The 24,343-nt window shown below is 37.2% G+C and carries 28 protein-coding genes; 8 read left to right on the top strand and 20 right to left on the bottom strand.

All coding sequences use genetic code 11. The annotated features are described in order from the left end of the window. Window positions 1-42: 42 nt before the first annotated feature. The 6 genes from EA772_RS09140 to EA772_RS09115 form a co-directional block, all read right to left on the bottom strand. Entirely contained in the window at window positions 43-645 is a 603-nt protein-coding gene (locus tag EA772_RS09140) for a fatty acid desaturase (RefSeq protein WP_246834079.1), read from the bottom strand. 140 nt (window positions 646-785) lie between these two features. Further along, window positions 786-1,634 carry a 4-hydroxy-3-methylbut-2-enyl diphosphate reductase gene (locus tag EA772_RS09135; protein WP_124912640.1) on the bottom strand — a complete coding sequence of 283 codons (849 nt, stop codon included), beginning with the start codon at window positions 1,632-1,634 and terminating at the stop codon, window positions 786-788. Between the two features lie 12 nt (window positions 1,635-1,646). After that, window positions 1,647-2,321 carry a carotenoid biosynthesis protein gene (locus EA772_RS09130; protein ID WP_124912638.1) on the bottom strand — a complete coding sequence of 225 codons (675 nt, stop codon included), beginning with the start codon at window positions 2,319-2,321 and terminating at the stop codon, window positions 1,647-1,649. After that, entirely contained in the window at window positions 2,291-3,388 is a 1,098-nt protein-coding gene (locus EA772_RS09125; protein ID WP_124912636.1) for a glycosyltransferase family 2 protein, read from the bottom strand. Before EA772_RS09125 ends, EA772_RS09130 begins: the two co-directional genes overlap by 31 nt. After that, on the bottom strand, window positions 3,385-4,008 hold the full coding sequence (locus EA772_RS09120; protein ID WP_124912634.1) for a 1-acyl-sn-glycerol-3-phosphate acyltransferase: 624 nt from the start codon (window positions 4,006-4,008) through the stop codon (window positions 3,385-3,387). Before EA772_RS09120 ends, EA772_RS09125 begins: the two co-directional genes overlap by 4 nt. Window positions 4,009-4,076: 68 nt before the next feature. Further along, complete coding sequence (locus EA772_RS09115) at window positions 4,077-4,625, bottom strand: phosphoribosyltransferase family protein (protein WP_010603413.1); 549 nt, start codon at window positions 4,623-4,625, stop codon at window positions 4,077-4,079. 87 nt (window positions 4,626-4,712) lie between these two features. Between EA772_RS09115 and EA772_RS09110 the strand changes: the two genes are divergently transcribed. Continuing rightward, window positions 4,713-5,417 (top strand): head GIN domain-containing protein, encoded by a 705-nt coding sequence (locus EA772_RS09110; RefSeq protein WP_010603414.1) that lies wholly within the window; start codon window positions 4,713-4,715, stop codon window positions 5,415-5,417. A gap of 89 nt (window positions 5,418-5,506) precedes the next feature. Here EA772_RS09110 and EA772_RS09105 read toward each other — a convergent pair whose 3' ends face one another. The 3 genes from EA772_RS09105 to EA772_RS09095 all read right to left on the bottom strand — a co-directional run bounded on the left by EA772_RS09105 (window position 5,507) and on the right by EA772_RS09095 (window position 7,665). After that, on the bottom strand, window positions 5,507-5,917 hold the full coding sequence (locus tag EA772_RS09105) for a hypothetical protein (RefSeq protein WP_116170307.1): 411 nt from the start codon (window positions 5,915-5,917) through the stop codon (window positions 5,507-5,509). A gap of 51 nt (window positions 5,918-5,968) precedes the next feature. Beyond that, window positions 5,969-7,381, bottom strand: coding sequence for a 23S rRNA (uracil(1939)-C(5))-methyltransferase RlmD (gene rlmD / locus EA772_RS09100; protein ID WP_124912632.1), 1,413 nt, complete (start codon window positions 7,379-7,381; stop codon window positions 5,969-5,971). 173 nt (window positions 7,382-7,554) lie between these two features. After that, the gene (locus tag EA772_RS09095) at window positions 7,555-7,665 is read right to left on the bottom strand and encodes a hypothetical protein (RefSeq protein WP_010603219.1); all 111 of its coding nucleotides are present in this window, start codon (window positions 7,663-7,665) and stop codon (window positions 7,555-7,557) included. 213 nt (window positions 7,666-7,878) lie between these two features. Here EA772_RS09095 and EA772_RS09090 point away from each other — a divergent pair, with 213 nt between their 5' ends. The 3 genes from EA772_RS09090 to crtD are packed head-to-tail and all read left to right on the top strand — an operon-like array spanning window position 7,879 to window position 11,571. Then, on the top strand, window positions 7,879-8,337 hold the full coding sequence (locus EA772_RS09090; protein ID WP_010603220.1) for a DoxX family protein: 459 nt from the start codon (window positions 7,879-7,881) through the stop codon (window positions 8,335-8,337). Window positions 8,338-8,381: 44 nt separating this feature from the next. Continuing rightward, complete coding sequence (locus EA772_RS09085; protein WP_124912630.1) at window positions 8,382-10,085, top strand: M28 family peptidase; 1,704 nt, start codon at window positions 8,382-8,384, stop codon at window positions 10,083-10,085. Window positions 10,086-10,089: 4 nt separating this feature from the next. Continuing rightward, entirely contained in the window at window positions 10,090-11,571 is a 1,482-nt protein-coding gene (gene crtD / locus EA772_RS09080; protein ID WP_124912628.1) for a 1-hydroxycarotenoid 3,4-desaturase CrtD, read from the top strand. Here the strand turns inward: crtD and EA772_RS09075 are convergent. Genes EA772_RS09075 through EA772_RS09060 form a run of 4 tightly spaced genes read right to left on the bottom strand, consistent with a single transcriptional unit; the run spans window position 11,568 to window position 14,851 of the window. Continuing rightward, window positions 11,568-12,071 carry a shikimate kinase gene (locus EA772_RS09075; protein WP_124912626.1) on the bottom strand — a complete coding sequence of 168 codons (504 nt, stop codon included), beginning with the start codon at window positions 12,069-12,071 and terminating at the stop codon, window positions 11,568-11,570. The genes crtD and EA772_RS09075 overlap by 4 nt on opposite strands. A 24-nt stretch (window positions 12,072-12,095) precedes the next feature. Further along, the gene (locus EA772_RS09070) at window positions 12,096-13,151 is read right to left on the bottom strand and encodes an ABC transporter permease (protein ID WP_124912624.1); all 1,056 of its coding nucleotides are present in this window, start codon (window positions 13,149-13,151) and stop codon (window positions 12,096-12,098) included. Next, window positions 13,151-14,302 carry a BT_3928 family protein gene (locus tag EA772_RS09065; RefSeq protein ID WP_124912622.1) on the bottom strand — a complete coding sequence of 384 codons (1,152 nt, stop codon included), beginning with the start codon at window positions 14,300-14,302 and terminating at the stop codon, window positions 13,151-13,153. The genes EA772_RS09070 and EA772_RS09065 overlap by 1 nt, the downstream gene beginning before the upstream one ends. A gap of 3 nt (window positions 14,303-14,305) precedes the next feature. Then, window positions 14,306-14,851 carry a DUF1599 domain-containing protein gene (locus tag EA772_RS09060; RefSeq protein ID WP_124912620.1) on the bottom strand — a complete coding sequence of 182 codons (546 nt, stop codon included), beginning with the start codon at window positions 14,849-14,851 and terminating at the stop codon, window positions 14,306-14,308. Window positions 14,852-14,950: 99 nt separating this feature from the next. Between EA772_RS09060 and folP the strand changes: the two genes are divergently transcribed. The 3 genes from folP (at window position 14,951) to cdaA (ending at window position 17,176) form a co-directional block, all read left to right on the top strand. Next, entirely contained in the window at window positions 14,951-15,808 is an 858-nt protein-coding gene (gene folP / locus EA772_RS09055; RefSeq protein ID WP_124912618.1) for a dihydropteroate synthase, read from the top strand. Window positions 15,809-15,939: 131 nt separating this feature from the next. After that, window positions 15,940-16,302 carry a four helix bundle protein gene (locus EA772_RS09050; protein ID WP_010602774.1) on the top strand — a complete coding sequence of 121 codons (363 nt, stop codon included), beginning with the start codon at window positions 15,940-15,942 and terminating at the stop codon, window positions 16,300-16,302. 82 nt (window positions 16,303-16,384) lie between these two features. Beyond that, window positions 16,385-17,176 (top strand): diadenylate cyclase CdaA, encoded by a 792-nt coding sequence (gene cdaA / locus EA772_RS09045; RefSeq protein WP_010602775.1) that lies wholly within the window; start codon window positions 16,385-16,387, stop codon window positions 17,174-17,176. Between the two features lie 115 nt (window positions 17,177-17,291). On the opposite strand, the gene EA772_RS09040 is transcribed toward cdaA, so the two are convergent. The 7 genes from EA772_RS09040 to recJ all read right to left on the bottom strand — a co-directional run bounded on the left by EA772_RS09040 (window position 17,292) and on the right by recJ (window position 23,214). Beyond that, the gene (locus EA772_RS09040) at window positions 17,292-17,702 is read right to left on the bottom strand and encodes a BrxA/BrxB family bacilliredoxin (protein ID WP_010602776.1); all 411 of its coding nucleotides are present in this window, start codon (window positions 17,700-17,702) and stop codon (window positions 17,292-17,294) included. Between the two features lie 99 nt (window positions 17,703-17,801). After that, window positions 17,802-18,269: a CCC motif membrane protein gene (locus EA772_RS09035; protein WP_210405087.1), complete on the bottom strand. Its 468-nt coding sequence runs from the start codon at window positions 18,267-18,269 to the stop codon at window positions 17,802-17,804. 2 nt (window positions 18,270-18,271) lie between these two features. Beyond that, on the bottom strand, window positions 18,272-18,595 hold the full coding sequence (locus EA772_RS09030) for a DUF2752 domain-containing protein (RefSeq protein WP_116170318.1): 324 nt from the start codon (window positions 18,593-18,595) through the stop codon (window positions 18,272-18,274). Beyond that, complete coding sequence (locus EA772_RS09025) at window positions 18,576-19,010, bottom strand: YkvA family protein (protein ID WP_010602779.1); 435 nt, start codon at window positions 19,008-19,010, stop codon at window positions 18,576-18,578. The genes EA772_RS09030 and EA772_RS09025 overlap by 20 nt, the downstream gene beginning before the upstream one ends. A gap of 129 nt (window positions 19,011-19,139) precedes the next feature. Next, complete coding sequence (locus EA772_RS09020) at window positions 19,140-20,663, bottom strand: GH3 auxin-responsive promoter family protein (RefSeq protein ID WP_010602780.1); 1,524 nt, start codon at window positions 20,661-20,663, stop codon at window positions 19,140-19,142. A gap of 9 nt (window positions 20,664-20,672) precedes the next feature. Continuing rightward, entirely contained in the window at window positions 20,673-21,413 is a 741-nt protein-coding gene (gene lptB / locus EA772_RS09015; RefSeq protein ID WP_124912616.1) for an LPS export ABC transporter ATP-binding protein, read from the bottom strand. Window positions 21,414-21,513: 100 nt separating this feature from the next. Beyond that, a complete protein-coding gene (recJ, locus tag EA772_RS09010) occupies window positions 21,514-23,214 on the bottom strand; it encodes a single-stranded-DNA-specific exonuclease RecJ (protein ID WP_124912614.1) in 1,701 nt (566 codons plus the stop codon). A 52-nt stretch (window positions 23,215-23,266) separates the two neighbouring features. Between recJ and EA772_RS09005 the strand changes: the two genes are divergently transcribed. Beyond that, on the top strand, window positions 23,267-24,031 hold the full coding sequence (locus EA772_RS09005; protein ID WP_124912612.1) for an MBL fold metallo-hydrolase: 765 nt from the start codon (window positions 23,267-23,269) through the stop codon (window positions 24,029-24,031). Window positions 24,032-24,343: the final 312 nt, after the last annotated feature.

The raw sequence follows: 24,343 nt of genomic DNA, 5'->3' as shown, positions 1-24,343 counted from the left end.
TCAGTACAAAGTATCAAGATTTAGTAAAAAGCCTTACCAGTATTATTTAGTTTTATACAACTGCCACCAGGGCATACTGGGTTTTTGATGATGTTCTAAATGATACCCAAAAAAATAGCAGGTAATAAAAGCTACAAAATGATTTTTTTGTAATGTTGAGGCGTGGTATTCATTATCATGTTCACCCTTATGTGGTAAGTAAGTTCCAAAATAGAATAACTGAAACGTACTCATTAATGATGGTAACACCCAAAAAAGTAGCAGATTCTTTTCCTCAACCCAAATATTCAGTACATTATAAGCAATCGCCATAATTACCAATTGAATGATGGTAACGTAATTCATCATAAAACGAAAATACCATTTCCAGAAACCATGGAGTGCAAAATCTGGATCAGCTTCGGTATGTACATGACTATGGTGTTGGTGATGCTTGGTATATAACCGGTTATAAAAAAACCCGGCATATATAAATACGGCAAGATAACCGAAGAAATTATTAATGGTTTTATTTGAGGAAATGGTGCCATGCATGGCATCATGGGCAGTAATAAATAATCCCGTATACAAATGCATTTGCACTAAAACCATTAGGTAAACAAATGGGTTGCTCCAATCGAAATCCCATCGCAGTAAAAAAAACAAGGAGGTAAACCAACAGATTATTACCGTTGATGCGACTAAAATTCCTGAAAATGAGTTGAAACTTTTCAATTTAGTTATTAATCTTCTTGTTTGTTCGATTAAACAGCTTAAACCGAAAATTGATTTAAGGAAAGGTTCTTTTAGTAGGTTTCCAGTTCGGCTTTAACTTTTTCCATCAACCACATTGGTGTGGAAGTAGCGCCGCAAATGCCAACTTTGTCGTTCTCGTTAAACCAGTTCTGATTTAACTCTTCCACATTCGAAATGAAATAAGAATTATCATTGTACTTTTTGCATACATCATAAAGCACTTTTCCGTTGGATGACTTTTTACCTGATACGAAAACAATTTTGTCGTAATGACTTACAAAGTTTTCCAACTCTTCGTAACGATTTGATACTTGGCGGCAAATCGTATCGTTTGCTTTAACCTCATAGCCACGTGACAGCAGTTGATCTTTGATGTGATAAAATTTATCAACGCTTTTAGTTGTTTGGCTATATAGTGTAAATTTCGAAGGCAATTCTACACCATCCAGCTCAGCCAAATCCTGAAATACAATTGCTTTTCCATCAGTTTGACCTTGTAAACCAATCACCTCCGCATGGCCATGTTTACCGAAGATTAAAATCTGCTCCTCGTCATCATGAGAGTTTTTAATTCTGTTTTGGAGTTTCAAAACTACCGGGCAGGATGCGTCAATCAGCGTAAGATTGTTTTCAAGCGCTAACTGATAAGTTGAAGGTGCTTCACCATGTGCCCTGATTAAAACCTTCTCATTTTTTAAGTCTTTTAAAAAATCATGATCAATGATTTTTAAACCACGGTTAGTTAAACGCTCAACTTCTTCATCATTATGAACAATATCACCAAGACAGTACAAATATCCCTCATTATCCAGAATATCTTCTGCCATCTCAATTGCATAGACAACGCCAAAGCAAAAGCCTGATGATTTATCGATATTGACTTGTAGATTATAACCCATTGTGTTGCAAAATTAAGCAAAAATATTTGATCCGGTTGTCATGTACAAGACAACAAAAAAGATTAGCTGCGAAACGAACATTGCTGTACCAATGTATTTTTGCTGCTTTAAGCCCAGGGCATAATAAAATTTAAATAAAATAAGCGAAACGATAAACCAGGCTACGAAATTTTGACCTGGAATTTCGTGTAAATCCCACTCCCAGTAGTCAAACTTCATGGCTACAGGCTCTAAAAAGTAATCGAAAATAACGAGTGTTATCGCACCTAAAACTGATGCCAGGATACTGTTTCTAATTTTCAGGCTTTTCATCATCTGCCCCACACTGAATATTAAAATAACCCAGTTTACGCCCATTAATATTGGAACCGCCGCAATTTTGTATCCTAATGTGTCGCCATAGTAATAACTTCCAAATATCTTCCCCGTATGAACACCTAAAACTTCAACCAGGAAACCGCACAGAAAAACACCTGAAACAAAAAGCAGCAACCTTTTAATGTTGGCATTGTAAGTGAATAAGATAATAGCAAACATCAGCAATAGGTGAAAAGGAACCAGTTTGATAAAATAAGGTTGTGTTACCGGCAATAAGAAACCAATCAAGCCCACCAAATGAAAAATAATGATTACAGCAACTGCAATTTTTTTAACTTTTAAATCGCTTTGATCGTTCTGCCCTTCCATGTACCTTTTTTTAATATGTGTTTTTGTATTGAAATCAATGAAATAATTAAAAAGAATAACATCTGTAATGGATGTAAAATCAAATTTATTAAAACATTCTGCCCTGATAAATAGGAAATCATCAGTCTGCTTAAAACAATTAATGTTATTGGTAATACCAGCAAATCTGCATTAAAGTTTAAACATAAAATTACTGGCCCTATAACTACCAAAAGCTGGTAAAATAGCAATATTAAAATGTTATTACCAAAACCCGCTAGTAAATTTTTACTAAACCCGCTTAGGCTTTCATTAAGGTTTTTATACATTCTGCAATAAATCAGGTTGTTGGCCAAAAGTGCCTCTGCATGATATTTTCGTTGTTTCACTAACTTCATTATCTCAACATCTTCTACTACCATATGTTTTACCTGCATATGCCATTGATTATCTCTATATCTGCTGGCTTTAAAAAACATGCATTGCCCGCTCGCTGCAGCAAAGGCGGGGTTTTCCGAAAATTTAACCAATCGCATTGGAAGTAAGTTCAGTAAAATAAAATGCATCAGCGGAACGGTTAACTTTTCACCGATTGTTTTCATAATTTGATTGGTGAAAACACTCAGCAAAGCTAAGTTGCCTTTCTCCATTCTATCAATTAAACTGTTGATGAGCCCTTTTTTTATAGATTCATCTGCATCTATAAAAAGCAGGTATTTTCCGTTGGCCAATTCTGCAAGTTGATGACAGGCATAATTTTTACCGAGCCAGCTTGTAGGAAGTGGCTTTCCTTTTACAATGTTAAATTTAGGTGTAGTTTCACTAAAAGCATTTACAAGCTCAAAAGTTTGATCAGTGCTGTCATCATCAAGCACAATAACTTCATAGTTTGAATAATCCTGATCTCTTATTGATTCGAGCAATGTAATGATATTTTCTGCCTCATTGCGGGCTGGAATAAGAATGGAAACCAGATCGTGGTAATGCTTAACAACCCTGGGTAATTTCGGGTTAGAAAGAAAGTTGAAAACAGTTACTGAAAACCTGATGACCAGGAAAATCAAAACCGCATAAATAAATATTGTCATTCAGTAATTTGTGTTTGTTTAACAAGCGACTGATCGTAATGTTTATTATAAGCACTTTTTAATAATTGCAAACTTACGTATTCTTCATTTTCCCAATGCTGAAGATAAATGTTTACAGTTGGTTTTCTTTTAGAGAAGTAATCGATAAAAGTGGCTGAGAATATTATGCTAACCTTTTTTTTACTGGAATTGATTACTTGCATTACCCCCTTTTTGAAATCGATATTTTTTTCATGATTGGAGTGCAACTTACCTTGTGGAAAAATTAAAACCAGGTTTTCAGGATCATCTAAAAGTTTACCGGCATAGCTTAGCGTTTCCAAAACATCCTTTCCTTTATTTTCTGCCGCAAATGCGCCAAGGTATTTTAGAAAACCAACTTTGTTGTAATTATCTGAATTTACAAGAACATGAAATTTTTTCTTAAAAATCTTTTTGTTTAGATAAAAGATGAAGAAACCATCCCACCAGCTAAAATGATTGCTTAATAATAATATTGAAGAATCTGCCTTAATATCAGTCCGATCGTAATTAAAAGCTGAAAAATCTTTCTTAATGATAAATTGAATGTACCAGGAGAAAAAGCAAAAAATAAAAGAATTCTTTTGGGGATGATACATGCATGAAAGTTGCAAAAAATCGGGGTTAATTGCAAGTGTATTTACGTTAATAGCGTCGGCAATGAAAATTAACTCAGATAAACGCGGTCTTCTTCGCCATCCACATCCATCACTACATCTACATGTTCTTTCAAAATCGTAGCTAACTCCAGTCCAACAAAATCTGTAGCGATAGGAAAAATTTTATGGCTTCTATCTACCAAAACCACAGTGCGGATTTTCTTGTGCGGGGTATTCAAAAACACACCCAAGCCGTAAGCAAGCGTTTTACCGCTATTTAGCACATCATCAATAATAATGATCACCTTATTTCTCCAGTGGCTTTCATCCAAATCTGTTTTGGCAACCAGTTTACTGCTTTCCTTCTGAAGATCGATACGCAAAAGCGTAAGCTTAAAACCCGATATTTTTTTTAAAACTCTTTCTAAGCGAATGGCAAGCTTATATCCACGATCCCAGATTCCGGCAAGCACGATTTCCTTTTCGTTCAAATTATCTTCTAAAATTTGGTAAGCGATGCGATCTATCTTTTGCTGAATTTGTTTCTTATTGAGAATTAAAAGTTGCGATGCCATTGTATCAAATAGGTTGAATACAAAAAGAACGATTTTAAGCATGAAATTCAAACTATTTGAAAAATAATTTCGATTGCTTGCAACGTTTTGACTTGAGCAGCGTCTAATGAATAACCAAAAACAAAAACCATGAAATTATTCATTAGATCGACTGCCCTATTACTTATTATTGGGAGCAGTTACATGGCGAAAGCTCAAGAATCGAAAAATTACCCAGTCAAAAATTTTAATAGCATTGGGGTAAGCAGCGGTATAGACTTGTATTTAACTCAAGGAGGAAGTGAAGCAGTAACCATCAAATCGGATGAAAAAACGCTTGAAGATATTGTTGTTGAGCAAAACGGCAGCAACATTAATATTAAATTTAGAGATGGTATTAACTGGAGTGGCCTTTTTAAAAACCGCACCATTAAAGCATACGTGAATTATAAAACACTAACGGCATTAGCTGCGTCTGGAGGTTCTGATGTATTCACTCAAAATCAGTTGAAAACTGATAAACTGGCCATCCGTTCTTCAGGAGGATCCGATTTAAAGCTGAATGTGGTTTGCAATGACATCACTATTCAATCGAGCGGTGGTAGCGATATCGGCTTAAAAGGAAAAGCAGAAAACATGACGATTCAATCGAGCGGTGGCAGTGATATTGATGCTTATGAATTTATAACCAACTATGCCAAAGTACAAGCTTCAGGCGGCTCGGATGTGGGCATCTTTGTTAATAAAGGATTGGAGGCTGCTGCCAGTGGTGGCGGAGATGTGAGTTACAAAGGAAACGCTTCCCTTAAGAAAACATCAAGTTCAAAAAGTGGTGATGTTCACCATGTGAATTAAAAGAATTTAGTTTAGTTAATGATAAATCAGCTGCTTTGTGGATGCAAAGTAGCTTTTTTTATAACGTTAAATACGGAATTACCAATCTTTTACCTTTTACCTTTATAGGGGTAATAAATGAAATTTGCGCCTTCAGGAACAATTACAAATACACACATAAAATCTTCAGGTTTTTTGTAAACCTTTAAAAACGATTCTTTCTTCTCCTTATTGATAATTCCTTTTTCAACAAACTCTTCCAAAGTCGAGGCCTGAATCGTCCAATCGGTATTTAGCTCTTCTTTATTCAAAATGAGTTCACCAATATTTACGGTGTGCTGATGCGCAATAAAAATAGGATGAGCAGATATTCCCTCAACCATAATTTCAATGGCAACCTCTTTAATCGCGTCGGCATAAAATTCCAGGTCTTTTTCTAAACTTACCAACGGACTTTCCTGTTTCTTTTGCGGTGCTCCGCTATCTTCCGGCGTTGCGCCTAATAATTCTTCTCTATCCATTTATATTAATTGAATTTTGAATGATTGATTGAATGAATGTTCAAAGCAATTTTATCCTTTAAACTTCAATAAAACTACGTTTTCTACGTGTTGCGTATGTGGAAACATATCTACCGGCTTAATACGGGCAACTTCATATTTGGCGCTTAACATTTCTAAGTCTCTGGCCTGGGTAGCCGCATTACAGCTTACATATACAATTTTTTCCGATTCCATTTCAAGCAAACGCTGCACAACATCTGCATGCATTCCCGCTCTTGGTGGATCGGTAATCACTACATCAGGCTTACCATGAGCCAAAATGAATTCTGCAGTCAGAATATCTTTCATATCACCAGCATAAAAAATGGTATTATCTATGCCATTTAACTGAGAATTGAATTTTGCATCTTCTATAGCTGTTGGAACATACTCTACCCCAACTACCTGTTTAACATTTTTGGCTACAAAATTAGCGATGGTTCCTGCCCCTGTGTACAGGTCATAAACCAGTTCATCCCCCTTAAACCCTGCAAAATCTCGGGTAATCTTATACAATTCAAAAGCTTGTTCAGAGTTGGTTTGGTAGAAAGATTTCACACCAATTTTAAATCTGATGCCATCCATTTCCTCAAAAATATGATCGCGTCCAGCAAAAACATTCACTTCCTGATCAAATATCGTATCATTCTTTTTTTGGTTGATGATATATAGCAACGAAGTAATTTGCGGAAATTCAGCTTTCAAGAAGTTCATCAATCCTTCTACCTGATTTTGATCTGGATAGGCAAATACAACCGCAACCATTACCTCACCTGTGCTGGAAGTTCGAATAATCAAATTACGCAACACCCCTTCATGATTACGTAAATCATAAAATGACAACTCATTGTCCAAGGCATATTTCCGAACGGCGTTCCTGATGGAGTTGGATGGTTCATCCTGCAAATAGCAATGCTCAATATCCAGAATCTTATCAAAACGTAGAGGAACATGAAATCCCAACGCATTCATATCAAAATCTTCATCGCGTTCTACATCAGCTTTTTCTAACCAGCGTTTATTAGAAAATGTAAATTCCAGTTTATTGCGATAATATTTATTTTTTGCAGAACCCAAAATAGGCTCAGCGTTGGAAGTATCTACTTTGCCAAGGCGCTGTAAAGCTGCTTCCACGTTTTTCTGTTTAAATTTTAGTTGTGAGTCATAACCCATGTGCTGCCATTTGCAACCCCCACAGGTTCCGAAGTGAGCGCAAAACGGATCCGTACGCAAAGCAGATTTTTCATGCAGTTGATCAATAATAGCTTCTGCAAAATTCTTTTTCTTTTTTGTTAAGCGAACATCAACTACGTCTCCGGGCACAGCCTTGTCGACAAATATTACTAACTCATCAGCCTTGCCAACTCCTTTACCCTCTTCAGCGATATCAATGATGTGTACGTTTGGAACTATGGTTACCGTACCTGGTTTTCTTCTACTCATTATTTGCAAAGATAAGGGTAAAAGCTGAAAGACTAAAGTGGAAAGCTAATGTCAGAATGAATACAAATAATCAGGATTTAAAGAGACTTCATTGGGGAAAAATTTGAAAAATATTAGGCGCAAAAATTTATGATCAGTAAGCCAACTGACAGCACAAAATTGATTTTGAAAAATTATTTTGCAAAAAATTTAAATGCGGCTCCCCAAAAGCCATCTAACCAATTAAATTTTAGGTCAAATTTCTCATCTACTTGTACAGAAAACTCTAATATTTCTTTGCTCATGATAAAAAACCTATCTATTTTAACAATAATACAAAATTCATACCGAAAACCAAAACGGTACAGATTAAACTTATGTTAATTTTACATCAATGAGTTAAAACTTTAGTCTCATTATATTTTAAATACCTGAACTATTGATTTCCAATACATTAATTCTTTTGCCGATATTATTTCGTAACTTAATATATCATTCACTAAAAATGGAGGTTCATCATGAACGTAATCCGTAAAATTGAACATTGGGGAGATGTTCATCATGCGAAATGGCTCGATTATCTACGTATTGTTCTTGGGCTAATTATCTTTGGTAAGGGCGTATCGTTTATTAGCGATACATCTGTCTTGCAAAATTTAATCACTCAAAACAATGTATTTGGCTTTTCAGGGATGATGATTAGTGTCGGCATTCATGTGGTCGCTTTTGCGCATTTGGTTGGGGGCATTTTAATCACACTTGGCCTGGTTACGCGTTTTGCAGCTGTGATCCAAATTCCGATTTTGCTGTTCGCCGTATTTTTTGTTAACCTCACGCCAGGCTTTTCAGCACCGAATTCAGAATTATGGTTATCAGTACTCGTACTCTTCTTACTCATCATGTTTTGGGTAGTTGGATCAGGACCACTATCCGTTGATGAAGGTTTGAAACACAAAACCGGAAAGCGATACACTTAAACAAGATTGAATATTCTTAGTATCTTTCGACTTTATTACTGACAATGAAAATCAAGATACTTTTTGCACTGCTCTTTGCGGGATTGACGACTTACGCCCAAAACACAACTCAGGAATATTTCAAATTAACGCGAAGTGGCTTCAACGAAAAAAATGCCTATGAAACCACAGCGTTTGTAGAAAAATATTTTCGTGTACCTGGAAACAGCGGATTTAATGCCAGTATATATTATGTAGAAAGCATATTAAAGAAGGCAGGTTTTGTAAAACAAAAACAAAACGAAGTGGAAGCGGCACTTACCTACCGCATTGAAAAACGCCCCATGAAAAACAATACCTGGGAGCCAGTTGATGCAAATATTGATATTGTTGGAGAAACACAGCCATTGATATCTTTTAAAACGAACCGCAACATGATTCCGATAAATTGTGGCTCTACCACTGCAGATGGCGTTACCGCTGAAGTAGTTTTTCTTGAGAAAACATCAGCAGCTGATTTGGCAAAACTTGATCTTAAAGGCAAAATAGTATTTTCCGAAAATCATCCTTCCAGGCTACTGCAACTAGCAACCAATGCTGGTGCAATCGGTGTATTAGGCTATGCCATGCCCAGGTATACACAACCCGAAGTTCATCAAACTTCCATTCAGTTTGGAAGCATGAAAGCCAATAGCGAGGTTTGGACCTTACTTCTATCTTTTGCTGCGAAAGAAAAACTTAAGGTTGCTTGTTTAAAAGGCTCCATAAAGTTGAAAGTTTCTATTCAAACGAAAATTTATCCTTCCGAAGAGCTAACCATTGTAGCGAATGTAAAAGGAAACATAAAACCTGATGAGCGTTTCGTTTTCAGTGCCCATGTACAAGAGCCCGGGGCTAATGACAATGCCAGTGGAGTAGGCACATTAGCTGAAATGGCCAGGCTTACTGCAGAGCTTTATCAGGCGAAAAAAATTGTACCGCAACGCACTTTAACTTTTTTGTGGGGCGATGAAATTGTATCAACCAGAAGATATATTGTGGAAGATACCAGCCGGGCAAAAGGCATCATGTGGGGAATGAGTTTGGATATGGTTGGCGAAGACACCAAAAAAACCGGAGGTTCATTCCTGATTGAAAAAATGCCTGATCCATCTGCCATCTGGACCAGGGGAACGGATAAACACACGGAATGGGGCGCTGGAAATGTGACCGAAAAAGATCTTTTCCCACACTACTTTAACGACTTTATTTTTGATATCTGTAAAGCACAAGGCAAATTTGCGAACTGGACAGTTAATTTTAATCCATTTGAAGGCGGTAGTGATCATACTCCATTTTTGCAAAGCAAAATTCCAGGTTTATTAATGTGGCATTTTACCGATGTTTTTTACCACACTGATAACGACAGAATTGATAAGGTTTCGGCCACTGAGATGAAAAACGTTGGAATTAGCGGCTTAACTGCCGCCTACAGTTTAATTTCTGCAGATGAACAAACAGCAATAGCAACCGTTTCACAGGTAAAAAATGATGCTTTGGCTAGATTAAAAACTGAATTTGAGCTGAGCAAAGATGCCATTGAAAAAGGTAAGGCTGTGGCTGATGAAAAACATATCATCGCTACCTGGAGTAAATGGTATGTTGATGCTTTGGCAACCATCAACAAAATGCCGGTTAAAGCCGAAACCACCCGTGTAGGATCGGCAATAAAATTCGCCACAAACGAAGTTGAAAAACAAACAAAAATTTATTTGGAGGGTTTGAAATAAATCCATGCCTAAACCAAAAGCAATAATTATCGGAGCAGGAATTGCAGGAATTGCCGCTGCGATCCGGATGTCTGTAAAAGGTTATCAAGTGAAGGTTTTCGAAGCAAATGATGCTCCCGGGGGAAAACTGGCTGAAATAAACTTGCAAGATTTTAGGTTCGATGCAGGCCCGAGTTTATTTACAATGCCACAATATGTGGATGAGCTTTTTAAACTGGCTGGGAAAAATCCACAAGATTACTTTGAGTATGAAAAATTAGATGAGATTTGCCGGTATTTTTACGAAGATGGACTGCAGCTGATTGCTCATGCCGACTTGGATAAATTTGCTGATGAAATTGATCAAAAAACACGTTCAAGCGCAAAAGAAATCCATCATTTTATCAAAAAAAGCCAAACGATTTACGAAGTAACCAACCAGGTATTTTTACAAAGATCACTTCATAAAATTAAAAGCTATTTACATTGGGATACACTTAAATCTGTATTTCGCTTTGGTAAAATCGATGCTTTCATAACACAGGCAAAGGCTAATCAGCATTTTTTTAAAGATGAAAGAATTGCGCAGTTGTTCAACAGGTATGCGACTTACAATGGCTCAAATCCTTACCAGGCACCAGCAACCTTAAATGTAATTCCTCACTTTGAATATCATTTTGGAGCATATCTGCCAAAGAAGGGAATGTTTAGCATCACGACGTCACTTTTGAAATTAGCACAGGATTTAGGCGTAAAATTTCACTTCAATGCCAAAGTCGAAGAAATCATTTATCAGGCTGAAGGTAAGACAAGCGAGGTAACAGGAATTAAGTGCAAAAATCAGTTACATAAAGCAGAAGTAATTATTTCCAATCTCGACATTTGGTTTACTTATAGAAACCTATTAAAAAATTTGAAAGCACCAGAGAAATTGCTGGCACAGCAAAGAAGCAGTTCTGCTTTAATTTTTTATTGGGGTGTAAAAGGAACCTATCCTCAATTGGGTTTGCATAATATTCTTTTCGCCAAAGATTACAAGGCTGAGTTTGACGGCATATGGAAAGACAAAACCATTGATCAAGATCCGACGATATACATCAATATCACTTCCAAACACATCAGACGAGATGCACCAGCCGGCAGTGAAAACTGGTTTGTAATGATTAATGTTCCGGCAAATGAGGGTCAGAACTGGGATGAACTGATTAGCCTAGCCAGGCAAAATATTCTTAAAAAAATAAGTGATATCTTAAAAATAGATCTAACGAAAAATATTATTTGTGAGCAAATTCTCGACCCACGGAGTATTGAGACCAAAACAGGTTCTTTCCAGGGATCTCTTTATGGTAATAGTTCGAACAGTCAGTTTGCCGCTTTTTTAAGACATCCAAATTTTTCTTCGAAAATTAAGGGACTTTATTTTTGTGGAGGAAGTGTTCATCCTGGCGGAGGAATACCCCTGGCACTACTGTCCGCAAAAATAATTGATCAGAATTTATCGAATTAACTATTTCTACTGATTGCTTCTTCTAATTTCTCAGCATCCAAATCAAAAGCATCAACAATTAACTTGGCTTTTGTATAAAACGGATCTCGCTCTTTTAATTTAACTTTTATGAACTCCAGCAGCTGCTCATCATCCAGGTCTTTGATCAATGGGCGCTTCTGGCGGTTGTGCAAACGGGAAACCAAAGCGGCAGGTTCCATTTGAAGATAAACTGTTTGTCCGTTTAAGTTCATCCATTCCATATTATCAAAAAAGCAGGGTAAACCTCCGCCAGTTGCCACCACACAAGTTGATGGATAATCGAAAGTTTTAAGCATTTCGCTTTCATACGTTCTGAAACCACTTTCACCATAAGCCTCAAAAAACTCCGCTATGGTTTTGCCAGATTTATTTACGATCTCTGCATCTAGATCTATCACCGGGCAATCCAAACGATGCGCCAACTGTTTAGCCTTTGTACTTTTGCCACAACCCATGTATCCGATCAGGAAAATCTTCATACGTTTAATTTATTCTTTTTTTTATTATGCTAATTTCACCCTTGGATCAACATATGCATAAAGAATATCCACAAGGATATTAATCACCACAAAAACAAAGGCAATAAATAGTATCGATCCCATTACAACAGGAAAATCAGACATTTCCAGTGCGCTTACTGTCGTTCTGCCCAAGCCGTTATATCCAAAAATATATTCCACAAAAAATGAACCGGCCAACAGAGATGCGAACCAGCCGGAAATTGCAGTAATCACCGGATTTAAAGCATTTTTTAATGCGTGTTTATAAATAATTGCATTTCTACTTAAACCTTTTGCCCTGGCTGTGCGAATATAATCCTGCGCCAGTACATCAAGCATGGCACTTCTTGTTAATTGAACAATTATTGCAAGAGGCCTCAACCCCAAAGTAATCATTGGCAACCAAAGGTTTCTTAAAGTCAAAATTTCTCCACTAAACGGATCATAAGAATACAAGCTGCCACTCATTTTCAGTCCCGTAAAGTCGCTAAGTACAAATCCAAAAAGCCAGGCAATAATAATTCCGGCAAAAAATGAGGGGGCAGAAATACCTAAAATAGCAAAAGCGTTTGCTGATTTATCGATCCAGGAATCTTTGTAGACAGCTGAAAGAACACCCAAAAACACACCAATAATTGTAGCGAAAATCATCGCGGTGAGTGCCAGGATAAAAGTATTTGGAACGGTTTCAGAAAGGATTGCCGTAACATCGCGTTTGGTTTGGTAAGAACTACGCAAATAAGGCCATTTAATTACCAATGCGTTTTGATCAAAGTTGATTATTTTTGCATAGTGGTATTTGGCTTGCGTAATACTATCATTCTCCAATACACTAATTGGAGATAAATCATTTACATACAGTACAAACTGCATTGGTTTCGATCGGTCTAAACCGAATTCCTTCCGAACAGCTTCCAAAGATTGCACATCCGCTCTTTGACCCATTGTCATCCTTGCCGGATCACCGGGCAAAATATTAAACAGCACAAAAACAACGAGTACCACACCGGCCATAACCAGCAACCCATACAACATTTTTTTTATGGCATATCCAATCATTATTTATCGAAATATTTTCTACTGAGCTGATCGAAAGTAGGCACATTATGGAAATGCCATTTATTTATTACCACACCATTTTTCAGCAATAGCACACCAGGATTAGCCCTAACCATACTTTTCAATGGAACCGCATCGGCATAAAACACTTCTGAAAACAGGTTATTTTGTTTAACGAAAGCCTCTGCATCCTGAGCTGAATTGGCCGTTAACAATACGGTGCGAATATTAAATTGCTGTGTAGCATTAATCGCCAAAGCATTCAATTTGCCTATTGCTGCCTGATTGGTATTTTTTAAATCGTATGCTACATAAACCAGACTATAGTATGGGTTTTCAATCAATTCTTTGGTGTAGTCAGTCCCCGAGGCATCAGTTATTTTTAGATCTTTAATTTTCGGCTCATAACCTTTCTTAACTAAGCGCTGTACAGGCTCACCAACAATTTCCCAATTATTGTCTTTCCAGATTTCTGTTTTCAGATAAGCTTTGTCGCTCATGTCTTTCTCTTCCTTCGTTTTCTTATTCACAAGGTGATACATGATTTCATACTCATCTGGCTTTTCTCCTGGAGGGATTACCATTTGAGAAGGAATATGTGAGCCCACTTTATAAGGTAAAAAATCTATAATCGGAAGTACATTATAGGTAAAAATCCCAAAACCCAACGCGATTAAAGTAATGGCTATCGCAATATTTCTTTGGGCTGCTTCCTTTTTAAATAACGGATGAATACGGTCTTTGTAAATGAAAATCACGATAATCAAAACCAATAAAACCAAATCTTTACTGAAAGATTGCCAAGGTGTAAGCGGGATGGCATCGCCAAAACAGCCGCAGCTGGTTACCACTTTAAAGGCGGCTGATACAAATGTTAATAGAGTGAAGAAAATAATTAAAAGCAATAATCCCCAGGCAACCTTCCTGCTCCAAAATCCAAGGAGTAAAAGCGCACCAAGTATAATCTCAAGCGTACAAAGCAGAATGGCAATACCAGTTGCCGAACCACTCAGAAAATTCATGTGAAAGACCTCGAAATATTCCTGTAATTTATAACCAAATCCGAGCGGATCATTGGCTTTAATTAAACCTGAAAATATAAAGAGAACGCCAACAAAAATTCTTGAAATGCTTAAGATTATATTCTTCATTATTTATTTTACTCCTAATTTGATCAGTGCGAATACCGAATAGTTGAGCATATCCTGGTAATTTGCTTTAACACCTTCAGATGCTAATGTTTGTCCTTCGTTATCTTCTATTTGTTTTACCCGGAATATTTTCATTAAAATCAGATCAGTTAATGAGCTAATGCGCATATCTCTCCAGGCTTCGCCATAGTCATGATTTTTTGCAAACATTAAATCCTTTGTTTCGCTAACTTTTTCTTCAAATGATGTTTCCACAAGTTCATAAGGCATCTCATTCGGATCAGTCTCCGTTAACTCCAGCTGCATCATCGCAATAATGCAATAATTAACAATACCAATGTACTCTGAAGTGATGTTCTCCCCTACTAAGCTTACCTTTTTTTCTTCCAGTGTGCGGATGCGTTGCGCTTTAATAAAAATCTGATCGGTGATGGAGCTTGGCCGTAAAATGCGCCAGGCGGTTCCATAATCTTTTGTTTTTTTAAGGAATAGCGATCTGCAAACAGCGATCACTTCATCAAATTCTATAGCGGTATTTGTTTGTGCCAATTCGGGTAAATTATTTAGTTTTAATGTATTTTTGTTGCCAAAGAACAAAAGCTAAAGATACATTTTTAAAGCGAAACCCAAATCCCGGAAGGGTTTATTATGGCAGAAAAAAACTTTTTCGAACCCAAAAAAAGCCTCAATGTAAAAGGCAGGTTAATTGATCTGAGCAAGCCTAAAGTAATGGGAATCTTAAACATTACGCCAGATTCTTTTTACAGTAACAGCAGAACCAAATCAATTTCTGAGGCGCTTTCTCAAACAGAAAATTTTTTACAGGAAGGTGCAACTTTTATTGATATTGGGGGTTACTCATCACGACCTGGAGCTATTGATGTTTCAGCTGCTGAAGAATTACGGAGACTAGTGCCCGTGGTGGAAGCGATTTCGATAATGTTTCCTGAAGCCATCATATCGATTGATACATTTCGGGCGAAAGTAGCCGAAGAAACCATTTACGCAGGCGCACACCTGGTGAACGATATTTCTGCAGGAGACATGGATGAACAGATGTTTGCCACTATAGCGCAACTCCAGGTACCGTATATGATGATGCATATGCAGGGAACACCCCAAACAATGCAACAGAACCCTGTTTATCAAAACGTAACACTTGAAGTGATAGACTATCTGGCAAAAAAGATTGCAGTGCTGCGTTCGCTAAAAGTTCACGATGTAATTATTGATCCCGGTTTTGGTTTTGGAAAAACCATTGCTCATAATTATCAACTGCTTAATGAGATGGAAGCTTTCAAAATTTTCCAGCTTCCGGTTCTGGTTGGTTTTTCAAGAAAGGGAATGATCCATAAGGTTTTGGGCAATACAGCTGCCGATGCGTTAAACGGCACTACCGTTTTAAACACAATCGCATTACAAAAAGGTGCAGGAATATTGCGTGTACACGATGTTAAGGAAGCAGTTGAGTGCGTGAAATTGGTGGAAATGCTAACCTGCGTTTAAATTGGTTATTTGTTTTAATTGGTTAACCGATTGCTAACAGAATGATGCAATATTTGATTCATGAATTGCTTAAATTGCAATACAAATCCCATTGTTAGATTGCATTGACGATTGATTCTAAACCAATTATTATGCATACGTACTCATTTGAAAAATTAGAAACTTGGCAGAAGGCAAGATTATTCAGAAAAAACATTTATTTGTTAGTCAAGAAGTTCCCCAGAGATGAGATTTTTGGTTTAACAAGCCAAATCAAAAGATCATCAAGCAGCATTGGTGATTGCCTGGCTGAAGGTTCTGCCCGAATTACAGCAAAAGATAAGGCCTATTTTGTTTCATTATCTTACTCAAGTGCCATAGAAACAATCAATCATATTATTGGCGCACATGATTTAGGCTACATTACCGATGCTGAATATAATTCATACAGATTAAATCTTGATGAACTCACCAACAAACTAAACGCTTTAAGAAAGTCTATTTTAAAGACTTGAATATAAAATCAGAACTCAATTTCTTACTATTAACCGATTCAGGCATTTAAACAATTAACCAAAAAAAACTATCTTGTGGCTGATGAAAGGTTTTGATTTTGATTTTCTTAAAGTATCGCCAACCGATGTAGTTGACATTGTGCTGGTTGCGATTTTGATTTACTACGTTTACACGCTTATTCGCAATACCTTAGCCGTAAATCTACTGGTTGGAATGTTCATTATTACGGTGTTTTACTGGATAGTAAAAGCCCTTCACATGGAATTATTAACCACCATCATAGAAAAGTTTATGAGCGTGGGCATCATCGCTTTAATTGTAATTTTTCATCCCGAAATCAGACGTTTTCTTTTGCTCATTGGTAAAAATGCTTTCCTTCAAAAAAATAAAGCCTGGTGGGGCTACTTATTCGGAAGAAAGGAGATAGAAAGGAATAATTTAACTAGAATAAAACCCATCATAGATGCTTGTAAAACGATGAAGAAAACCCGTACCGGGGCTTTAATTGTTTTTGTGAAATTTTATGATGAACAGTTTTTCGCCAATAGCTGTGAGGTTGTTGATGCAAAAATATCTAAGCGCTTACTGGAAAGTATCTTTCAAAAAAACAGTCCGCTGCATGATGGAGCAGTGGTGATTTCAGAAAATAAAATTAAGAGTGCGAGTTGTATTTTACCTTTAACAGATAACGATCAATTGCCATCGCAATTTGGTTTAAGGCACCGGGCTGGAATTGGCGTTTCGGAAACTACAGATGCCGTTGCGGTAATTATTTCAGAAGAAACAGGTGAAATATCTTACGCCAAACAAGGTCGGGTGAGGATGAATGTTTCTTTCGGAGAGTTGGAGAAACTGCTGAATAAAGACTTCTAGGAGCAAAGAAAAAAGAGCAAGGAACAAAGAACAAAGACAATAAGCCGCAAAGCCCAAAAAAAACAAGGATTAAAAAATAAACTCTTAATCCTTGATCTTTAATCTTTTACCTAAACTAGCAGTATTGCTCAAAAGCACCAATCAGATTATCAGCAATCATTGCCGCTGGTCTGCCTTCAATTTGGTGGCGTTCGATCATGTGAACCAATTTACCATCTTTAAATAACGCCATTGCCGGAGATGATGGAGGAAAAGGCATCATATAATTTCTGGCCTGATCTACCGCTTCTCTTTCCATACCAGCAAAAACTGTTACTAACTTGTCAGGGTGTTTTTCATGCGCAGCTGCTGCTCTGGCCGCCGGACGAGCATTTGCCGCTGCACAACCACATACGGAATTCACAACCACCAACACAGTTCCTTCACCTTTAATGGCTTGATCTACTTCTTCTGCATTTTTTAACTCTTGAAAACCTACGTTGGTTAATTCCTTACGCATTGGCTCTACTAAATATTCTGGATACATTATCTTAAGATTTTTATTTACAATTTGAATGGTACAAAAATAACAAAATCGGATGGCATGTATCATCCGATTTATATTTTTAAGGTAAAATTAAAACTGCTATTTAAAGCCTCTAAAAAATCTATCGTAGGCTTCGGGATTTGTAATTGCTCCTGCTACAACTAGCACAACAACTACTATAAAAAGTATGCTTAATATCGTTGCGATCATACCACAAATTTTTCCAGCTTTGGCATTTTTAAATGACGATTCTGTGTATACGCCAGGATTAAGCTGATACTTTTTAACATCTCCAGCACCTAAAACCCAGGCAATGATTCCAAAGATTAATCCGAAGATACCATAGAAACAACAAGCTGGAAGCGCCAAAATCCCCAATACTAATGCTACGGTAGAATTTGGAAGATTCTGCTGCCCCATTCCACCACCAAATTGTCCAAACGGAGGTTGCTGTTGAAAAGGCGGAGGTGTAATCGGACCAAAGCCTGAAGGTGGATTAGCCGGTTGTTCGGGTTTATTTAAATCGATAGGATTATTTTTCGGGGTGTTTTCCTGTTCTTCTGACATACTTAAGCGGTAAGTTGATGATTGTATATTTTATAAATGTAGTTGATTAGTACAATTACTGCAACAGCAAAAAATGAAATTTTAATTAGTGCTGCACCAAATTTGAAATCAAACTTTAAGTGTACCAAGGTAAAAACGATTACCGCCATTAAAGGAATAGTTGCGGGATAAAACTTAACCGAAGCTAGTAAATCACCTTTCAATAGTGCGATCAAAGAGCGTTGCAAACCGCAGCCAGGGCAGTCTAAACCAAAATAACTTTTAAAAGGACATGCAAAAAGATGACCATTTAACCAATCGAGAAAGCTAAGTTGCTGCAGGATCATTTATGTTTCCAATGATTTTAATTTGAGCATCTTTCCAAACTTTGTATTCCTCCAAATCTTTCAGCACTTGTTTGTAAACCAGGTTTAGCACAAAAATATCGTCGATAAAACCTAGCAATGGAACAAAGTCTGGAACAATATCTAGCGGAGAAAGAAAATAAATCAAGCCGCCCAAAATTGCAACAATGGATCTTTTTGGGATTTCTGTATACTCTCCGTTCACATAATCTTTTGCCACACCAAACAATAGGAGCATTTTTGCCCAAACGCCTTCAAGCTCTCCCTTATTTGTGATGGCTTTGCCTAAAGCATCTTTAATCGTGCTGCTGGCTTTCGACTTGTCATCCAAAATTAGCGCCGCCCTGTTTTCAGACTTTCTAAAAAAATCAAGTATTTTCTTTCTGTTGAACCTCATAAATAATGCTTTACAAATTAACGTCCAAAAAGATTAAACCCGTATGCTAGTTGCAACATTTACCAGAAAACGGTTACTTTAGGTAGAATGAAACGAGCACCTTTTATTTTAGCCCATATCATATTTAATTTAGGCTGCCGATGCACTCATCATTTCCAAAATATCGTCAATGTATTTTCTTTCGTTAGCTAAACGCGGAACTTTGTGTTGCCCACCTAACTTATCTTTTGCCTTTAACCAATTGTAAAAAGTATTGGCTGGAGCATTATGTACCGTAGGCCTGCAAAGCGCCATATCCTTGAACCTCTTCGCGTCGTAATCTGAATTAACCTCACGTAAAGTATTATCCATTACATCGATGAATTTCTCAAAATCGTTCGGTTGTTTATCAAACTCAATAATCCATTCGTGCCCGCCGGCTTTTTCGCCCTCAAAATAAATTGGGCCTGCTGTATAGTCTTTAATTTCTGCCCCGGTAGCTAAACAAGCTTTGGTTAGTGCCTGTTCGGCATTATCGATAATCACCTCTTCGCCGAAGGCATTTATAAAGTGTTTGGTTCGTCCTGTAATTTTTATCCGATATGGAGCAAGTGATGTGAATTGTATCGTATCACCAATCATGTATCGCCATAAACCACCGTTGGTAGAAATCACAATGGCGTAGTTTTTATGCAGTTCCACTTCGCCCAACAGTAATGCTTTTGGATTTTCATCGCCAATATTTTCCATTGGGATAAATTCATAAAAAATTCCGTAATCGAGCATCAAAAGCATCTCATCAGAGTCATCCTGATCCTGAATACCGAAGAAACCCTCAGATGCATTATAAGTTTCCAGATAATACATGTCATTCGATGGAATAAGCTGTTTGAATTGTTCTCGGTAAGGTGCGAAGTTTACTGCACCATGGATATAAACTTCGAGGTTCGGCCAAACTTCTAGCAGATTACTTTTACCGGTAAGTTCTAAAACCTTCTTGGCCAGCACAATTGTCCAGGTCGGTACACCCGAAATACTGGTTACATTTTCGTGGATCGTGGCTTCAGCCATCCGGTCCATCTTAATTTCGTAATTGTCCATTAAAGCAATAGACATGTCAGGAGTACGGTAAAACTCTGCCCAGATTGGAAGATTTTTAATCAGCACAGCTGATAAATCGCCATAAAAACAATCTTCGTTTAACTGATTTACCTGATGGCTACCGCCCAAAACCAAGCCTTTCCCTGTAAACATCTGATTATCCGGGCGGTTATTACAGTATATGGAAAGCATATCTTTCCCCCCTTTAAAGTGGCATTCTTCTAAACTTTCCTGAGAAACGGGAATAAATTTACTCCGATCGCTGGTGGTTCCGGACGATTTTGCAAACCACTTAATATCAGAAGGCCATAAGATGTTCTGCTCACCCGCCAACATTCTTTCAACGTAAGGCTTCAGCGTATCATAGTTTTGAATGGGTACGCGTTCCTGAAATTGCTGAGGCGTTAAAATTGATTTGTAATCATACATTTTTCCCCATTCCGTGTTTTCTGCACTATCTATTAAAGTGTGAAACCACTCTTGCTGAACGTCATGTGGGTATTTCATGAAAAGCTCGATCTGGTGGATCCGCTTTTTCATTAACCAGGTAAAAATTGAATTTACGATTGCCATTTGCTATAATTAAACATCAAATTTCTTACGCTTCAATACGAAATTAGCTCCTAAATATACTTTTCTTACCATCTCATTTTCTGCCAAAACCTCTGGAACACCTTGCTCAAGAATTTTTCCTTCGAAAAGCAAATAGGCCCTATCGGTAATGGAAAGTGTCTCCTGAACATTGTGATCGGTAATCAATATACCAATATTTTTATGTTTTAGTTTTGCTACAATACTTTGAATTTCCTCTACCGCAATTGGGTCTACCCCTGCAAAGGGTTCATCCAAAAGGATAAAATTAGGATTTGCCGCTAAAGCACGTGCTATTTCGGTTCTTCTTCTTTCCCCTCCTGATAAAAGATCGCCCCGGTTTTTACGCACTTTATGCAAACTGAATTCGTTAATCAGTTCTTCCAGTTTGTCTTTTTGCTCTTCTTTGGACATGTTGCTCATTTCCAAAATGGCCAGAATATTATCTTCAACCGTTAGTTTTCTAAAAACTGATGCCTCCTGAGCCAGATAACCGATCCCTTTTTGTGCCCTGCGGTACATGGCATCTTCCGTGATATCTTCATCCTCTAAAAAAATGCGTCCTTCGTTTGGCTTAATCAAACCCACAATCATGTAGAAAGAAGTAGTTTTACCTGCACCATTCGGACCCAAAAGCCCAACAATTTCGCCCTGGCTTACATTGAATGAAACATCATTTACAACAGTTCGTTGCTTGTATTTTTTGACCAGGTTTTCGGCTCTTAATATCATTTTTATTTATGATTTTTGATCTACGATTTACGATTACCATAAATCTGAATCTATAACTTCCACACCAAGCATCCTGAATTTGTTTCAGAATCTTTTAATGCTAATTAACTTTTATCCCTTTTATATTGAGTTGCAAACGCTTCTTATCTCGCCACACATTTTCTTCGATTGTATAACAAACAGAAAATGGAACTTTTGGTTGTAGAAGATTTTGAAATTCTGCTAAACCAAAGGCAATGCCTTCAAAAATAGGCGAATTTTGTTGCTTTACATTAATTTTTAGATGATTTGCACCTACTGCCATGGCATGTCTATCTAAGTAAACATTATGCGTAACAAAAATTGGCGCCATGTTTTCTGGCCCGAAAGGCCCCATTTGCGATAAAACGCGGAAAAACTTGCCATCAATTTGCGCCAGTTCTATTTCTGCATCTATTTTTATCATTGGCGTAAGCAACTCTTCGGTTATGGTAGCCGATACAATTTCTTCAAATTTATCGGCAAATGCACTTACCTTATCTTCTTGCATGGTTAAACCCGCCGCAAACTTATGCCCGCCGTACTGATCCAGAAATTCTGCACAACCACTCAAGGCTTCATACAAATCGAAACCCACTACAGAACGGCAGGAACCGGCTACATGTCCGTTTGATTTAGTCAAAACGATTGTTGGGCGATAATATTTTTCAGTTAAACGAGAAGCCACAATTCCAATTACGCCTTTGTGCCAGTTTTCATTGAAAACAACGGTGGTTTTTCTATTGATTAAAACCTCACTATCTCCTATCAAAGCCAATGCTTCCCGGGTAATATCTTGGTCGTATGTTTTACGTTCGGTATTTTTAAGGTTTATCATTTCACTTTGCTCTAAAGAATTTCCTTCTTCTTGGCAAAGCAACATGGCTACAGCGTGTTTGGCATGATCAATTCTGCCCGCGGCATTAATCCGCGGACCTAAAGTAAAAACTACATCAGTAATGGTATAATTTTCGGTTTTACCGGAAACTTCCATTAAAGCTCTTAAGCCCTCGCATGGATTAGTATTTAATTTCCTTAAACCATAGTAAGCTAAAATTCTATTTTCACCCACAACAGGAACAATATCTGCAGCAATACTGACCATGACCAGATCTAGATATTGCAAATATGTTTCCTTTGCCAAGTTATGTTTTTGTGCATAAGCTTGCGCCAGTTTAAAGCCGATGCCACAACCTGCCAGTTCTTTAAAAGGATATTTGCAATCTGCTCTTTTAGGATCTAAAACCGCAGCTGCATTGGGCAATTCATCGCCTGGTAAATGGTGATCACAAATGATAAAATCGATACCTAAGCTGTTGGCGTATTCAACTTTATCGATGGATTTTATTCCGCAATCTAAAGCAATAATTAACGAAAAACCATTCTGATAAGCATAATCGATACCTGCAGTAGAAATTCCATAACCTTCTAAATATCGATCTGGAATGTAATATTCTATATTTTCTGTAAGTTGAGAAAAAAAACTAAAAGCCAATGCTACAGATGTGGTGCCATCTACATCGTAATCGCCATATATTAAAATTTTTTCGTGAGTGGCCAGCGCTTTTTCAATTCTTTCGATGGCCTTATCCATGTCTTTCATCAGGAAAGGATCATGAAGATGATCGAGCTCTGGTCTGAAAAAATACTTTGCCTGATCAAAATCACAAACGTTTCTTTGTACTAAAATTCGCGAAAGTGATTGATCTATATTGAGTTGTTCTGCTAATTTCTTTACCGTGTCATCATTACAATTTGATGTCAGCACCCATCTTTTTTCCATTATATTTGTTTCCGAACAGTAAATATACTTTTTTAATTTAAATCTCTACATTTTGCAAGTTCATACCTTATTCGAAGGCACCTATTCTGTAGATGCCTCAAAAAAATTTATTCCTTTTGATTCTGCCATTCATAGTTTTAAAGACCGTCCGGCATCTTTATTCATCAATGTTCAGCCTTTTTTGGTGGAGTTAAAAAATGATTTAATCCTTTTTGATACCGGTTTAGGCTTTAGCGATGATCACGGCGAGCTGATTTTACATAAAAATATCCGAAATGCAGGTTTCGACCCAACTGATGTGACAAAAGTTTTGATGTCGCATTTACATTATGACCATGCAGGCGGAATGATTCATGCACTTGGTGATAAAACTGAACTCAGTTTCCCTGATGCGGAATATGTGATTAACCGTGGGGAATGGGAAACGGCATTTAGCAGTACCTCTTCTTCTTACCATACCGATATTTTTGAGTTTTTGCAACGCAATGCGCAGTTGAAATTTATCGAAGGAGATGGAAATTTAGATGAAACCATTGCTTTTGAATTTACTGGCGCTCATTGTCCAAATCACCAGGTTTTCCTTTTAACCGAAGGCAGTAGCAAAGTATTTTTTGGAGGAGATGTTTTGCCAGAACCGGGCGAGTTGATTAAAAACTTTATTGCCAAATACGATTTCGATGGCCGCAAGGCGATGGAATTACGCAAAGAATTTGGAAAAAGGGCCGCAGCAGAAAACTGGGAATGTTTATTTTACCACAGCAAAGAACAGGCAACCGGTTTTATTGATGAGGTTGACGGCGGTTTTAAGATTAGATAGCTGAGAGATGAGAGTTAAAAGTTGAAAGTGAAAAGTTGAAAGCTTAAAGTAAAAACCCATGGGTCTTAAGTTTCATTGCCGTCAGTTTCAACTGACGGAACTAAATAAAGCTGGCAGGGCTTTAGCCAAACCTGAAATTTACAACTTTTGTTTCTTGCAGTGCTGTTGGTTTTTAAACCCGATAGCAGCGAAGATACTTTTGATTAAACCTATAAGGTTTTCAAAACCTTATAGGTTTGAAAAAGATTGTAGCGAATAGTGGGAACAAACCTTAAAAATTGCTCAACAATTGCTTTCCAAAATTTCAAAAAA

Origin of the sequence: Pedobacter sp. G11 (genome assembly GCF_003860265.1) — a bacterium.
Classification (GTDB): Bacteria; Bacteroidota; Bacteroidia; order Sphingobacteriales; family Sphingobacteriaceae; genus Pedobacter; species Pedobacter agri.
The sequence above is the reverse complement of the archived record's forward strand: the minus strand, read 5'-3'. Positions and strand labels throughout refer to the sequence as shown.

Excerpts from the sequence above, each read along its gene's own strand:
- EA772_RS09135 (WP_124912640.1), bottom strand. The coding sequence starts at position 1,634 with ATGGGTTATAATCTACAAGTCAATATCGATAAATCATCAGGCTTTTGC.
- EA772_RS09130 (WP_124912638.1), bottom strand. The coding sequence starts at position 2,321 with ATGGAAGGGCAGAACGATCAAAGCGATTTAAAAGTTAAAAAAATTGCA.
- EA772_RS09125 (WP_124912636.1), bottom strand. The coding sequence starts at position 3,388 with ATGACAATATTTATTTATGCGGTTTTGATTTTCCTGGTCATCAGGTTT.
- EA772_RS09120 (WP_124912634.1), bottom strand. The coding sequence starts at position 4,008 with ATGTATCATCCCCAAAAGAATTCTTTTATTTTTTGCTTTTTCTCCTGG.
- EA772_RS09115 (WP_010603413.1), bottom strand. The coding sequence starts at position 4,625 with ATGCTTAAAATCGTTCTTTTTGTATTCAACCTATTTGATACAATGGCA.
- EA772_RS09110 (WP_010603414.1), top strand. The coding sequence starts at position 4,713 with ATGAAATTATTCATTAGATCGACTGCCCTATTACTTATTATTGGGAGC.
- EA772_RS09105 (WP_116170307.1), bottom strand. The coding sequence starts at position 5,917 with ATGGATAGAGAAGAATTATTAGGCGCAACGCCGGAAGATAGCGGAGCA.
- rlmD (WP_124912632.1), bottom strand. The coding sequence starts at position 7,381 with ATGAGTAGAAGAAAACCAGGTACGGTAACCATAGTTCCAAACGTACAC.
- EA772_RS09095 (WP_010603219.1), bottom strand. The coding sequence starts at position 7,665 with ATGAGCAAAGAAATATTAGAGTTTTCTGTACAAGTAGATGAGAAATTT.
- EA772_RS09090 (WP_010603220.1), top strand. The coding sequence starts at position 7,879 with ATGAACGTAATCCGTAAAATTGAACATTGGGGAGATGTTCATCATGCG.
- EA772_RS09085 (WP_124912630.1), top strand. The coding sequence starts at position 8,382 with ATGAAAATCAAGATACTTTTTGCACTGCTCTTTGCGGGATTGACGACT.
- crtD (WP_124912628.1), top strand. The coding sequence starts at position 10,090 with ATGCCTAAACCAAAAGCAATAATTATCGGAGCAGGAATTGCAGGAATT.
- EA772_RS09075 (WP_124912626.1), bottom strand. The coding sequence starts at position 12,071 with ATGAAGATTTTCCTGATCGGATACATGGGTTGTGGCAAAAGTACAAAG.
- EA772_RS09070 (WP_124912624.1), bottom strand. The coding sequence starts at position 13,151 with ATGATTGGATATGCCATAAAAAAAATGTTGTATGGGTTGCTGGTTATG.
- EA772_RS09065 (WP_124912622.1), bottom strand. The coding sequence starts at position 14,302 with ATGAAGAATATAATCTTAAGCATTTCAAGAATTTTTGTTGGCGTTCTC.
- folP (WP_124912618.1), top strand. The coding sequence starts at position 14,951 with ATGGCAGAAAAAAACTTTTTCGAACCCAAAAAAAGCCTCAATGTAAAA.
- EA772_RS09050 (WP_010602774.1), top strand. The coding sequence starts at position 15,940 with ATGCATACGTACTCATTTGAAAAATTAGAAACTTGGCAGAAGGCAAGA.
- cdaA (WP_010602775.1), top strand. The coding sequence starts at position 16,385 with ATGAAAGGTTTTGATTTTGATTTTCTTAAAGTATCGCCAACCGATGTA.
- EA772_RS09040 (WP_010602776.1), bottom strand. The coding sequence starts at position 17,702 with ATGTATCCAGAATATTTAGTAGAGCCAATGCGTAAGGAATTAACCAAC.
- EA772_RS09035 (WP_210405087.1), bottom strand. The coding sequence starts at position 18,269 with ATGTCAGAAGAACAGGAAAACACCCCGAAAAATAATCCTATCGATTTA.
- EA772_RS09030 (WP_116170318.1), bottom strand. The coding sequence starts at position 18,595 with ATGATCCTGCAGCAACTTAGCTTTCTCGATTGGTTAAATGGTCATCTT.
- EA772_RS09025 (WP_010602779.1), bottom strand. The coding sequence starts at position 19,010 with ATGAGGTTCAACAGAAAGAAAATACTTGATTTTTTTAGAAAGTCTGAA.
- EA772_RS09020 (WP_010602780.1), bottom strand. The coding sequence starts at position 20,663 with ATGGCAATCGTAAATTCAATTTTTACCTGGTTAATGAAAAAGCGGATC.
- lptB (WP_124912616.1), bottom strand. The coding sequence starts at position 21,413 with ATGATATTAAGAGCCGAAAACCTGGTCAAAAAATACAAGCAACGAACT.
- recJ (WP_124912614.1), bottom strand. The coding sequence starts at position 23,214 with ATGGAAAAAAGATGGGTGCTGACATCAAATTGTAATGATGACACGGTA.